This is a genomic window from Glycomyces artemisiae (assembly GCF_003002955.1).
In the GTDB taxonomy this organism is placed as follows: Bacteria; Actinomycetota; Actinomycetes; order Mycobacteriales; family Micromonosporaceae; genus Glycomyces; species Glycomyces artemisiae.
The window spans coordinates 325,711-337,696 of sequence record NZ_PVTJ01000002.1 but is presented as its reverse complement, the minus strand read 5'-3'; the positions used below and the strand labels follow the sequence as shown (position 1 = coordinate 337,696).

Sequence of the window (11,986 nt, the reverse complement as noted above, 5' to 3'; positions counted from 1 at the left end):
TCCGCTAGAACGGGGACGGCATGGGGGTCGCGGCGCGGGCGTTCGCGAGGGCGCGGGCCCACCAGTGGAGCTCGTCGAGGAGGGTCTTCGCGGCGGGTTCGGACTCGTCGAACTTGGTGAACTCGCCGCGCTCGTCGAAGTGCTGGTAGAACCGCGGGAACGCGATGGTGTTGCGGATCGTCATGGTGCGCAGCTCGGGGAAGATCTGCCGCAGGTGCTGGGCGGCGTTCTGGCCGCCGGTGACCTTGCCGCCGTAGGTGACCATGGCGACGGGCTTGGCGGCCCACTCGTTCATGTAGTAGTCGACGGCGTGCTTGAGGGCCGCGGGGATCGACATGTTGTACTCGCCGGAGACGACGACGAACGCGTCGGCGCGGTCGAGGCGCTCGGCGAGGGCGGCGACGTTCGCGGACGGGTCGCTCGGGGTGGACCACATGTCCTGTTCGGCGAGGTGCTGGGGCAGGTCGGCGTCGAGGAGGTCGATGAGGTCGACGTCGAACCCGCCGTGGCGCTCGGCGACGCCGGCGATCCAGTTGGCGGGGGCGGGGGCCCAGCGGCCCTCGCGGGTCGATCCGATGATGACGGCCAGGTTGAGCTTGTCGGTCATGGCGGTTCCTTCACTGTCGTGGTTCGGGACCGAAGCTACGGGCGGACCGACGTGGCCCACATCCGTCGACCGACTGGCCCGCGACTGGAACCGCACGTGACGGAAGGCGCGCGGCTGCTGAAGGACCGGGGGCATGCGGCCGGTCCGCGACCGGTGCGGGCCGGTCCGGGGTGACCGCGCCGTTTTCGGTCACGTGACGGATGCCCGGCCGGTCGGCCGGTCAATACGGTGGCCGCCATGACCACTGCAACGAAAGCGGCCCCGGAGGCCGCCGCCACCCGATGGGGGGCGATCCTCGCCGTCGGCTTCTCGCAGCTCGTCGTGGCGGGCGCCATGTCGAGCATCGCCGTCGCGCTGCCGCTCATCCGCACCGAGTTCGGGGTGTCCGAGGCCGCCACCGCTTGGGTGCTCCTCGCGTACGCGCTCCCGGTCGGGGCGGTCGCGATCGCCGCTGGCCGCCTCGCCGACCGCGCGGACCTGCGCGCGGTCGCCGTGTTCTCGATGGCCGCGCTCACCGTCGCATCCGTTGCGGCGGCGCTCGCGCCGTCGTTCGGGCTGCTGCTCGCGGCCCGCGCGGTCGGCGGGCTCCTCGGCGGGCTGCTGTTCGGGATGACCGGCCGGATCGTCGTCACCTCGTCCTCGCCGGAGCACCGCGGCCGGGCGATGTCGGCGATCGCGCTGATGATGACGGTGGGCGGCATGGGGATGGTCGGCGCGGGCGGGTTCGTCGTGGCCGCGTTCGACTGGCAGGGCCTGTTCTGGGTGTTCGCGGTCATGGGCGCGGCGGCGGTCGCCGCGGTCGCGGTCGCGGTGCCCTCCAACGGGACCGGCCTGCCGCGCCCGGACCGCGCGCTCCTGGTCGACACGGTGACTTCGGGCGGCGCGATCGCGTCGTTCCTGCTCGCGTTCGAGTACGTGGACACGGCGCCGTGGATCGCGCTGGGGGCCTTCGCGATCAGCGTCGTGCTCGCGGCGGCGTGGGTGCGCCAGCCGTCGTCGGCGGCGACGGTGGGGCTGCTGCGGTCGCCGCAGCTGGGCGGGGCGCTGCTGAGCCTCACGCTCCTGTCGGGTGTGACGGGCCTGCTCAACTTCAGCCTCCCGTACCTGCTCACCGACGTGCAGGGCGCGCGCCCGGAGCTCGTGTCGACGGTGATGCTCGCGTTCATCGGCGGGGTCGCCGCCATGACGCCCGTCGCCGGCTGGCTCGCCGACCGGTTCGGCCCCGGCCGGGTGTCCCTCGTCGGCGCGGTCCTCGTCGTGGCCGCGATCGTGCCGCTCATCCTCGTCGGCGAGGACTCCGGGCTCGTGGGCCTCGGCTCGCGGATCGGCCTGCTGGGCTTGGCGTACGGCGTGTTCAACAGCCCGATGAACACGTACCTGCTGGCGTCGGCCCCGCCCGAGCAGTCCGGGACGGCGGGCGCGTTCATGGCGACGACCCGCACGATCGGGTCCTCGCTCGGCCCGGTCCTGGCCGCCCTCGCCTGGGGCCTCGGCGCCACGGCCGTGGACGGCTACCGCCTCTCGGCGTGGGTGGTCGCGGCGATGCTCGTCGCGGGCGCCGCGCTCCAGGCCACCACGAAGCCGTGGCGGACCCCGAGGGCCGCTTAGAGGTCGAGCTTGGCGAGCTCCGTGCGCGAGGAGACGCCGAGCTTCGGGTACGCGTTGTACAGGTGGTAGCCCACCGTCCGGGGGCTGACGAACAGCTGCTCGCCGATCTGGCGGTTCGTCAGCCCGTCGGCGGCGAGGCGCACCACCTGGAGTTCCTGCGGCGTCAGCAGTTCGGCGAGGTCGGGCTTGGCCTCGACGGCGGTCGAGTCGCCCGCGGCGCGCAGCTCGCCCTGGGCCCGCTGGGTCCAGGGGGCGGCGCCGAGGCGCTCGAAGACCTCCGTGGCCTCGCGCAGGTGCGCCCTCGCCTCGTTGATCCGCCGGACCCGGCGCAGCCACTCGCCGTAGACGAGCTCGGTGCGGGCCCGCTCGAACGGGTCGATGTCGTCGGCGCGGTGCAGCTCCACGGCCCGCGCGAAGTGCGTCCCGGCCTCCGCCTCGGTCGCCATGAGCGCCCGGCAGCGCTCCACGAGCGCCTCCCAGTAGGAGCGGCCCGTCGCGTCGGCCCAGTCGGCGAACCAGTCGAACGCCTCCTTGACCTCGGCGAGCCGCCCGGCCCGGAACGCGGCCTCCACGAGCGTCGGGACCTGCGTGAGCACCTCCATGGGCGTGACGCCCTCGGCGATGCGCAGCAGCCGGTCGAACGCCGCCTCGTACCGGCCGAGCCCCAGCTCCATCAGGCCCAGCGCCGTGTCGGCGGGGACCACCGAGTCGTCCGGGGCGTCCTGGATCGCGGCGGCCACGAGCTCGCGGCAGCGCCGCTCCTCGCCGCGGATCGCGGCGATCGGCAGCAGCACCCAGATGCGGGCCTGCATGAGGACGCGGCGGTCGTTCTGCTCGTGCGCCAGCTCGATCGCGCTCGACGCGGCCGCCTGCGCGTCCGCATACCGCCCGTAGTGGAGCTGCGTCTGGGCCTGCACCAGCAGCGCGCACACCAGGGGGCTCAACGCGCCCCGCTCGCGGCAGTCGCGGACCTGCTCGGCGGCGGCCTGGTACGCGGCGTGCACGTCCCCGGCGAGGAGCCGCCAGCGCGCGGCGAGGACCTGGTCGTAGGCCTTGAAGTCCTCGTGCAGCGGCTGGTAGTAGTCGTAGAGGGACCGCAGCGCGTCGACCGCTTCGCCCGCCGTGTCGCCGGGCCGGCGGTTGAGTCCGGCGGCGGCGCGGGCGAGGCGCCTCGTCCAGGCGTTGTTGGTGCCGCCGTACTTCGACGCGAGGCCCGACGCGTACTTCACCTTCGCGAAGTCGCCTGTCTCCCAGGCGTTCCAGACGCCGCGCAGCAGCGGGTAGCCGGTGTTCTCGTGGCCGGTGGCCGCGTAGTGCTCGGCCGACTCCATCCACACGTCGAAGCCCTTGGAGTGGCCGGCCCAGGACAGGATCGTCGCGCGGATGAGGGCCGCGCGGGCGAGGAGCACGTGGTCGTCGGTGAGCCGCTCGGCGGCCTCGGCGAGCTCGACGGCCTTGCCGGTCATGCCCGCGGCGTAGGCGCACTGGGCGGCCTCGACGAGGCGCCGGCCCCGGCGGCACGGGTCGGGCGTGAAGCTCGCGGCCCGTTCGAGGGCGGCCATCTCGGCGACGCAGCCGCCGCGCTCGGCCTCGTACGACGCGATCGCTTCGAGGGCCGCGGCGGCCTTCTCGTCCAGACCCGTGGTCGCGGCGGCCAGGTGGCGGGCGGCGCGGATGTCGCCGTCGCCGAACGCCTCCGACAGGGCCCGGTGGGCCTCGATGCGGCGGGCCCGCGGCGCCGAGTGGTAGGCGGTGGAGCGGATCAGGGGGTGCACGAACTCGATGCGGCCCCGGTGGTACCGCAGCAGATCGTCCACTTCGGCCGGTTCGAGGTCGGCGAGGCTGGAGCCCATGCGGGCCGCGGCCTCGGCGATCACCGCGGTCTCGCCGGTCTCCTCGGCCGCCGCGAGCAGCATGATCGTGCGCGTGCGGTCCGGGAGCGCGATGATGCGCTCGGTGAACGCCTGCTTGATTCGCGAGGTGGTGGAGTACCGGCTGTTCGAGGTGTCGGCGCGCAGCAGCGACTCCTCGTTGTCGGCGGCCGGCAGCTCCAGGAGCGCCAGCGGGTTCCCCTCGGCCATCCGCAGGATCCAGTCGCGGCTGGTGAACGGGATCTCGTCGGCCCGCATGTCCAGGATCGCCTGCGACGCGGGCAGGTCGAGCGGCCCCAGCGTCAGCTCGGGGATGCCGGGCGCCGGGAAGTCCGGCGCGAACCCGTCCCGCACGACCAGGACCATCCCGATCGACTCGGTCGAGAGGCGCCGGGCGGCGAACAGGAGCGCGTTCGTGGAGTCGCGGTCCAGCCAGTGCGCGTCGTCGATGACCACGTACACCGGCTGCTTCGCGGAGGCGTCCACGAGGAGGTTCAGCAGCGCCAGCCCCACCTGCAGCGAGTGCGCCCGGCCCGCGCCGTCGGCCATGCCGAGGGCGGTGCGCAGCGCGTCGGCCTGCGCCGCGGGCAGCCGGTCGAGGCGGTGCAGCAGCGGGTGCAGCAGCATCTGGAGCCCCGCGTACGACCACGTGTGCTCGGCCTCCACGCCCAGGGTGCGCAGGACCGTGAAGCCCTCGGCGCGGGGGATGACGGCGTCGACGATCGCCGACTTGCCGATGCCCGGCTCGCCGCGGACGACGAGCGCGCCGCCGTGGCCCACCCGGGCGCCGTCCAGGAGCGCCTGGATCGAGTCGAGCTCCCGGTCGCGGCCGTACAGGACGGCGCGGAGCGCGGGCGCGGGCGATTCGCCGTACGCCTGGGCCGCAGGGCCCTCGCGCAGGGACTGCGGTGCGGGGCCGTATGCAGGCGACAAGGCGACTCCATCCTCAGGACGACCGGGGACGCTTCCAGCGTATCCGCGCCCGGGCCCCGGTCGCATCTGTCATTCGACTGGGGTGCCCGGTCGCCCGGGGGACCGGGTCCGCGGACCGGTCGCCGGGCCCGGTCGATCGACTGGGGCGCAATCATTCCCGCGCGCCTACGGTCGAGCCATGACCGCATCCATGGAGACCCGGAAGGCGCCTGCCGGCCGCCGCCCCGCACCCCGGCGCTGGGCGACCGCGCTGTGGGCGGCGTACGCGCAGACCGTCGCCTTCGGGTCGGGTGCGGTGACCGCGTTCCTCGCCGCCGACGCCGCCGCCGAGTTCCACGCTCCTTCGGGGACGCGGCTGTGGCCGCTGGGGGCGTTCGCGATCGGCTTCACGCTCACCGCGAGCGCGATCCCGCGGACCGGCCCGCTCGGCCGGGCCCGCGCGGCCGGCGGCATCGGCGCCGGCGCCCTCGCCCTGTTGGCACTGGCGGCGGCGCTGGCGCCGGGCTTCGCGTTCGCGGTGGCGGCGTGCGGCCTGCTGGGGGTCGCCTCGGGCGCGGTGGTCGCGGTGTCGGGGCGGGTCCTCGCGGCCGCGGAGGTCGGCGACGGCTCCGCGTCGGTGGGCCTGTCGGCGGCGGCGCTCCTGGCGGGGATCGCGGCGGGGGTCCTGTCCCTGGCGGCGCTGCCCCTGTACGGGTGGCGCGGGGTGTTCGGGCTGCTCGTGGTCGCGGCGGTGCTCGCGGCCTGGAAGTTCGCCGAACATGTGCCGAACGACACCTAGCGTTAGCGAAATGTGACGTGAGGTTCGCCCGAGTTGCGTGTTGGCTTTGAGGTTCGAATGTCACGATGATGACGTCCGGGTATTCGGAGGTTTTACCCGGCACGCGGGCACCGGCCGTCCTGTGGCGGTGTCCGGAAGAAGGCCCCGGGGAGGTTCGAGACCCCGGGGCCTTCGCACTGCCGCCGGGCGCACCTCCGGCGGCAGGGTCGGCTGCCTACGCGTTCGAGTAGACCTGGCGGCCCGAGGACTTCCAGCCGGACGAGGTGTCCCAGCTGATGTCCCAGACGATGGTGTCGCCTTCAGGCCAGTCGAAGTCGCACGCCGCCCAGCCCTTGTCGGCGCCGATGTTGTGGACGCACGACCCCGAGGTGCCGCGGGTCAGGTTCTGCCAGACCATGCGGCTGCTGTAGCCGTCGGCCTGCCGGTCGAGGACCCAGAGGATGTCGCCGTCCTCCTCGTAGCAGGCGTCGACCTTCGGCGAGTAGTAGCCGGTGACCGCCTGGTGGCACGTCTTCGGGTCCGAGTTCCAGTCCACGTCCTTGGCGTACGAGGTGCTCGCCGAGGCGGCCGTGCCGGTCATGAGGACGATCGCGGCGGACGCCGCCGCCGTCGCGAGTACTGCGCTGATGCGCTTGCGCATGTGCACTCCTTGTTCGGAGGGAAGGCGCCCGCCGGGTTCGGCGGGCACCGTCCTCAGACGCCGCCGGCAGCGCAGGAGGTTGCACGGAGTTCACAGAGAGTTCAAGCGGCCCTTACGGTTTCGGCGAGAGCCTGGTGCGCGGGCCGGCGCGGAGGACGCCGGATTCGAGGGGGCGGCCGACGATCTCCTGCGCGAGTTCGGCGGTGCCGATGAGGGCGTCGAGGTCGACGCCGGTGTCGACGCCCATGTCGTGGAGCATGTGGACGACCTCCTCGGTGGCGACGTTCCCGCTGGCGCCGGGCGCGAACGGGCAGCCGCCGATGCCGCCGACGCTCGCGTCGAACTCGGTGACGCCCCGGTCGAGGGCCGTCAGCAGGTTCGCGAGCGCGGTGCCGCGGGTGTCGTGGAAGTGCATGAGCATCGGCAGGCCGGTCGCGACGGCGTCGAGGAGGTCGGTGACGCGCCGCGGCGTGCCCATCCCGGTGGTGTCGCCGAACGCGATCCGCCCGGCGCCCGCGGCCTCGGCGGCCTCGACGATCCGGGCCACCTGGCCCGGGTCGATGTCGCCCTCGAAGGGGCAGCCGAAGCTCGTGGCGATGATGACCTCGACGGCCGCGAGGTGCTCCTTCGCGAGCGCGCAGATGTCCGGCAGCTCCGCGAGGGACTCGTCCACGGTGCGCCCGACGTTCGCGCGGTTGTGGGTCTCGGAGGCCGAGACGACGACCTCGACGGCGGTGAACCCGGCGTCCAGGGCCCGCTCGACGCCGCGCCGGTTCGGGGCGAGCGCGGAGTAGCGGATGCCGGGGTGCTTCTCGACCGCGGCCCACACGTCGGCGGCGTCGGCCATCTGCGGGACCGCCTTGGGGCTGACGAAGCTCACGGCCTCGATGCGGGAGAGGCCGGTGCGGGCGAGCGCGTCGATGAGGCGGATCTTGTCGGCGGTGGGCACCGGCGGCTCGTTCTGGAGGCCGTCGCGCGGGGCGACCTCCCTGAGCGTGACCCGTTCGGGCTGGTGCATGCCGCCTCCGTCCGTCGTTGGACCCGATACCCGCCCATGCTATCCCGCAGGGCGGGACGTCAGCCCGGGTCGAGCGCGCGCAGGGCCGCGGCGCGCAGGAGCGCGGCGGTCTCGTCGGCGGAGACCTCCTGGCCGAGCGAGAGGTACGGCGTGGAGTTCATCAGGCCGAACGCGCCGTGCGCGAGGACGCGCGCCTGCTCGGGCTTGAGGCCCTCGCGCAGGCGGCACAGGACCCCCACCCACTCCTCGACGTACACGCGCTGGAGCTTGCGGACTTCGCGCCGCGGCTCCTCGGGGAGCCGGTCGAGCTCGTGGAGGTGGAGGATGACGATCTCGGGCGAGTCGATGACGACTTCGAGGTGGAAGTCGACGAGCGCTTCGAGCGCGGCCTGCGGGTCCTCGGAGTGCACGGACGCCCAGTGGCGCCCGCCCGCGAGGAGCCGCTCGGAGACGGGGATGAGGGCGTCGGCGAGCATCTGCTCCTTGCCGCCCTTGAAGTGGTGGTACAGGGCCGGGCCGGTGATGGACGCGGCGGCGCCGATGTCGTCCATCGACACGCCGTGGTAGCCGTGCTTGGCCAGCAGCTTGACCGCGACGTCGAGGATCTCGCGGCGGCGCTTGGACCCGCCCCGTCCCCCTGCTGTTTGCATTTCCACCCAGATGAGGTTACTCGGGCGTAGTCCCGCGAGCACGGAGCAAAAGCCCACTTTCATCGGGAGGCGGGCCCCGGAACGCGGACCGGCCGCACCCCCCGTGCTCGGGATGCGGCCGATCGTGGAGCAGCGTGTCGAGCTGCGTTCATGTCGCGGTGCGGGAGACCGGACACATGGACTCCCGTCGCGGACGTCAGCGGGTGCTCGGGTCCGAGGGCCCGCCCTGGCCCGTCGCGCCGGGCTCGCCCATCGCGGGCGCCGCGGGCGCGCCGGTCGGCGGCATCGGCTCCTGCACCTGCGTGTTCGCCTCGGCGCCGTAGCGCTCCGAGGAGTACGTGGTCGACATGGAGGCGGTCGCGTCGTGCGTGCGCGGCGACTGCATGTCGTCCTTCATGCGCGAGGCCTCGGTCTCGGCGCTGGAGAGCATCCGCTCCCAGCGCTCGCGCATCGGCGCGATGAGGCCGCCGCCGACGCCGACGATGGTCACGCCCGCGACGATCGACAGGACGGTCCACAGGATCGGCGTGGTCACCGTCGTGGCGATGCCGACCTGGCCGAGCGCGGCCACGGCGCCGAAGAAGATGATGGCGACCTGGCAGATCCGCGCCACGGTCCGCCCGTAGCTGGTGTTCTCCAGGGTCCCGTCGACGAGCTTGAACACCGCGTTGGCGACCGCGAAGGCGACCACGACGATGACGAGCGCGACGAACAGCAGCGGCAGCCAGCCCACGATCTGGTTGAGCAGGGCCGACACCGGGTTGTTCCCGAACGCCCCGAACGCCAGTTGCAGCGTGAACAGCAGCAGCATGTAGTAGACGACCCGGCCGAGCAGGTCGCTCAGCTCGAACTTGCCGGTGAAGCGGCGCAGCCCCGAGCGTTCGCCGACCCTGTCGAGGCCGACCCGGTTGAGCAGTTTCCCGACGAGGCGGCCGATCCATTTCGAGATGAACCAGCCGACGACGAGGATGGCGATGAAGGCGAGCGCCCGCGGCAGGAACGCGATGACGCTGTCCATCATGTTCTGGAAGCTCTGCGTGAAGTTCATACCCCGACCGTAGGCCGGATAGCACCCGTATTCAGGAGTTTCGCTCGATTGGCACCCGGAGTGCGCGGTCAGGGCCTACGTGGGCCAGGTGCGCCAGTGCATCCACGACTTGGACGGGGTGGGGCCGCGCTGGTCCTGGTAGCGGGAGAAGTTCGCGCCCTGCCCGTAGGGCTTCTCGGCGGGGCTGGAGAGCCCGAACAGGCACAGCTGCCCGATCTTCATGCCCGGCCACAGCGTGATGGGCAGGTTCGCGACGTTCGAGAGCTCCAGGGTGACGTGCCCCGAGAAGCCCGGGTCGATGAACCCGGCGGTGGAGTGGGTGAGCAGGCCGAGGCGCCCGAGGCTGGACTTGCCTTCGAGGCGGGCGGCGAGGTCGTCGGGGAGGGAGATGACCTCCAGGGTCGAGGCGAGCACGAACTCGCTCGGGTGGAGCACGAACGGCTCGTCGTCGGCGACCTCCACGGGCGAGGTCAGCTCGTCCTGCTGCCGGGAGGGGTCGATGTGCGTGTACTTCTGGTTGTTGAACACCCGGAAGCGGCGGTCGAGGCGCACGTCGATGCTGGAGGGCTGCACGAGCACCTCGTCGAACGGGTCGATGCCGAGGCGGCCCGACTTGACGGCATCGAGGATGTCGCGATCGCTAAGCAGCATGCGACCAGGCTAGTGGCCGCACCCCCCGCAGGTCAGCCGCCCCCGCCGGGGATGGCGTACCCGACCGTGCCGAGGTCGGTGAACTCCCAGCCCTCGGGCACGAGGTCGGCGCACCGGTCGAGGTCCTCGGCGCACACGATCGCGTCCACCGAGTCCGGCTCGGGCGGGTCCTGGCCGGGGACGACCGATTCGAGCGCCACGATCTCGGTGCCTTCGGGCAGGAGGATCCACCACGGGTACTCCCACGAGTCGTTGCCCTGCACGATCCCCACGGTCTCGGGATCGCGGGCGGCGACCGCGTCGGCGGCGGCCTCGTACTGGGGGAGCCATTCGAGGCGGCGCACGAACCGCTCCTCCATGTCGGTGAGGCTGAAGACCGACCACGCGCCGGTGAGGCGCCGCGGGTACCCGTACGCCACCGTCAGCAGCCCGGCGACGGACGCGAGGGACGCGACGACGGCGATGAGGGCGACGGCGGCGCGGCGGCGGCGCCTGTCGCCGGCGGTGCGGGCCACGCCCTTGACCAGGGCGGCGGCGAGGAGCCCGGCCGCGGGCGCGGCGAGCACGATGAGGAAGACGACGAGGCGGTTGACCCACGGCTGCCAGGACACGGTGCAGGCGACGCCGATGAAGGCCACGGCGAGCGCGGCGGCGTAGGCGCGGCGCAGCCGCGGGCCCTTGACGGCGAACCACACGAGCCCGGCGAGGGACGCGAGGCCGGTGAGCGGGAACGCCGCGCGGTCCTCGTCCGGGTACCACGCGGGGACGGGGAACTCGCTGGTGCCGAACGTGATCCGCGGGTCGTTGGCGTCGACGCCCATGAGGTTCGCGAGGCCGTTGATCGCGCCCGCCGTCGCGTCGGAGAGGAAGAACAGCGGCGTGTCCAGGCCGGTCTGGGCGATCCGGAGCGCGTTGACGAGGAGCAGCCGCGGGTCGGCGGTCTGCACCCCGATGGACTCGCGGAGCATCGGCGGCCCGAGCGGGCTGCCGAACGCCTCCTGCATGCGCCACAGGAACGGCCCGGCGACGGCGAGCCCGAGCGCGATGACGGCGAGGGAGGCGAGGACGGTGCGGCCGCGGGAGGCCCACGCGCGGGACGCGTCGGCGCGCGAGCAGCGGCCGGGGCTGCGCCCGCACAGGCACGGGCGGCGCCGGTGCCCGTCGCGCACGAGCCGCCCGATCCCCCAGATGAGGAGGAGCGGCGCGGCGGCGAGGAGACCGGTGGTCTTGGTGACGGCGATGAGCCCGAGCGCGAGCCCCAGATACAGGGCGTCCGGGGCGGGCGCGGCGGCGCGCAGGGCGCTCCCGTCGGCGTCCCCGGGGCGCGTGAACTCGTCGAGGACCACGGTCGCCAGCGCCGCGACCCACGCGGCGGCGACCAGGTCGACCTGGGTGCTGGTGGCCTGGAGCAGCACCTCGGGGGTGGTGGCGAGGACGAACACGGTGGCGAGCTGCGCCGTCGGGCCGCCGCCGAGCTGCGCGGTGATGCGCGAGGCGGCGAGGACCGCGCCGACCCCGGCGAGGTACTGGAGGAGGTTGTACGCGCTGTCGCCGCCGGAGAGGAGCCGCAGGTGCGCGAGGAGGTACTCGGCGCCGGGACCGAGGTCCACTTGGCGGTGGATCCCGGTGGGGTACACGGCGACCGACGCGTTCTGCACCCAGTGCTCGATGCGCGGCAGGTGGTAGGTCTGCGAGTCGAAGTTGTTGGGGGAGGACGCGATCGCGAGGACCGCGGCGCTGATCGCCAGGATCGCGACGACGCAGCCGAGGGCCCACTGCCACGCGGGGGCCGCGGCGGCGGCGCGCTTGGTGCGGCGCCAGGTGCGGCGGGTGGCGCCGCGGCGGGACCGCAGCTCCTCCTTGAGGACGTCGAGGGACTGGCCCCGCCCGCCGTCGACGTCCCTGACGCAGCGGACCACGACCGCGGCGGCGATCGCCGCGGTCGCCCCGAGCCACGCGGCCAGCACCGTGGCCGGCGTGAGCGCGTGCCCCACGGATGCGGCCTCGACGACCGCGATCGCGAAGGCGCCCAGCAGGAGCGCCGCCCGGATCACCGCCAGGCGGGCCGGGGCGAGCACGGCCCCGTCGCGGGGGCGGAGGGCGTAGGCGAGCGCCGGAAGCAGGGCGAGGAGCCACAGGACGAGCAGCACCGCTCCATTCAACACGACCGGTCCGGCGGATG

The 11,986-nt window shown here is 73.5% G+C and carries 10 protein-coding genes; 2 read left to right on the top strand and 8 right to left on the bottom strand.

Features of this window, described 5'->3' with window-relative positions:
- Nucleotides 1-4: 4 nt before the first annotated feature.
- Nucleotides 5-607, bottom strand: coding sequence for an NADPH-dependent FMN reductase (locus B0I28_RS06085; protein ID WP_106362913.1), 603 nt, complete (start codon nucleotides 605-607; stop codon nucleotides 5-7).
- A gap of 237 nt (nucleotides 608-844) precedes the next feature.
- On the opposite strand from B0I28_RS06085, the gene B0I28_RS06080 reads away from it, so the two are divergent.
- Nucleotides 845-2,215 carry an MFS transporter gene (locus B0I28_RS06080; RefSeq protein WP_146147980.1) on the top strand — a complete coding sequence of 457 codons (1,371 nt, stop codon included), beginning with the start codon at nucleotides 845-847 and terminating at the stop codon, nucleotides 2,213-2,215.
- Here the strand turns inward: B0I28_RS06080 and B0I28_RS06075 are convergent.
- Nucleotides 2,212-5,019, bottom strand: coding sequence for a helix-turn-helix transcriptional regulator (locus tag B0I28_RS06075; protein ID WP_181245655.1), 2,808 nt, complete (start codon nucleotides 5,017-5,019; stop codon nucleotides 2,212-2,214). The two genes, B0I28_RS06080 and B0I28_RS06075, sit on opposite strands and share 4 nt — an antisense overlap.
- 178 nt (nucleotides 5,020-5,197) lie before the next feature.
- On the opposite strand from B0I28_RS06075, the gene B0I28_RS06070 reads away from it, so the two are divergent.
- Nucleotides 5,198-5,797, top strand: a complete 600-nt coding sequence (locus B0I28_RS06070) for a hypothetical protein (RefSeq protein WP_146147979.1) — start codon at nucleotides 5,198-5,200, stop codon at nucleotides 5,795-5,797.
- Nucleotides 5,798-6,011: 214 nt separating this feature from the next.
- Here B0I28_RS06070 and B0I28_RS06065 read toward each other — a convergent pair whose 3' ends face one another.
- From B0I28_RS06065 to B0I28_RS06040, 6 genes are all read right to left on the bottom strand, one after another.
- Nucleotides 6,012-6,437, bottom strand: a complete 426-nt coding sequence (locus tag B0I28_RS06065; protein WP_106362909.1) for a hypothetical protein — start codon at nucleotides 6,435-6,437, stop codon at nucleotides 6,012-6,014.
- Between the two features lie 112 nt (nucleotides 6,438-6,549).
- Nucleotides 6,550-7,455, bottom strand: coding sequence for a hydroxymethylglutaryl-CoA lyase (locus B0I28_RS06060; RefSeq protein ID WP_106362908.1), 906 nt, complete (start codon nucleotides 7,453-7,455; stop codon nucleotides 6,550-6,552).
- A 59-nt stretch (nucleotides 7,456-7,514) separates the two neighbouring features.
- Nucleotides 7,515-8,105 carry a TetR/AcrR family transcriptional regulator gene (locus tag B0I28_RS06055; protein ID WP_106362907.1) on the bottom strand — a complete coding sequence of 197 codons (591 nt, stop codon included), beginning with the start codon at nucleotides 8,103-8,105 and terminating at the stop codon, nucleotides 7,515-7,517.
- A 196-nt stretch (nucleotides 8,106-8,301) separates the two neighbouring features.
- On the bottom strand, nucleotides 8,302-9,153 hold the full coding sequence (locus tag B0I28_RS06050) for a mechanosensitive ion channel family protein (protein WP_106362906.1): 852 nt from the start codon (nucleotides 9,151-9,153) through the stop codon (nucleotides 8,302-8,304).
- A gap of 75 nt (nucleotides 9,154-9,228) precedes the next feature.
- Nucleotides 9,229-9,804, bottom strand: a complete 576-nt coding sequence (gene dcd, locus B0I28_RS06045; protein WP_106362905.1) for a dCTP deaminase — start codon at nucleotides 9,802-9,804, stop codon at nucleotides 9,229-9,231.
- A gap of 32 nt (nucleotides 9,805-9,836) precedes the next feature.
- Nucleotides 9,837-11,954, bottom strand: coding sequence for a hypothetical protein (locus B0I28_RS06040; RefSeq protein WP_106362904.1), 2,118 nt, complete (start codon nucleotides 11,952-11,954; stop codon nucleotides 9,837-9,839).
- Nucleotides 11,955-11,986 lie beyond the last annotated feature (32 nt).

Coding starts and splice junctions, on each gene's coding strand:
- B0I28_RS06085 (WP_106362913.1), bottom strand. CDS start 607: ATGACCGACAAGCTCAACCTGGCCGTCATCATCGGATCGACCCGCGAG.
- B0I28_RS06080 (WP_146147980.1), top strand. CDS start 845: ATGACCACTGCAACGAAAGCGGCCCCGGAGGCCGCCGCCACCCGATGG.
- B0I28_RS06070 (WP_146147979.1), top strand. CDS start 5,198: ATGACCGCATCCATGGAGACCCGGAAGGCGCCTGCCGGCCGCCGCCCC.
- B0I28_RS06065 (WP_106362909.1), bottom strand. CDS start 6,437: ATGCGCAAGCGCATCAGCGCAGTACTCGCGACGGCGGCGGCGTCCGCC.
- B0I28_RS06060 (WP_106362908.1), bottom strand. CDS start 7,455: ATGCACCAGCCCGAACGGGTCACGCTCAGGGAGGTCGCCCCGCGCGAC.
- B0I28_RS06055 (WP_106362907.1), bottom strand. CDS start 8,105: ATGCAAACAGCAGGGGGACGGGGCGGGTCCAAGCGCCGCCGCGAGATC.
- B0I28_RS06050 (WP_106362906.1), bottom strand. CDS start 9,153: ATGAACTTCACGCAGAGCTTCCAGAACATGATGGACAGCGTCATCGCG.
- dcd (WP_106362905.1), bottom strand. CDS start 9,804: ATGCTGCTTAGCGATCGCGACATCCTCGATGCCGTCAAGTCGGGCCGC.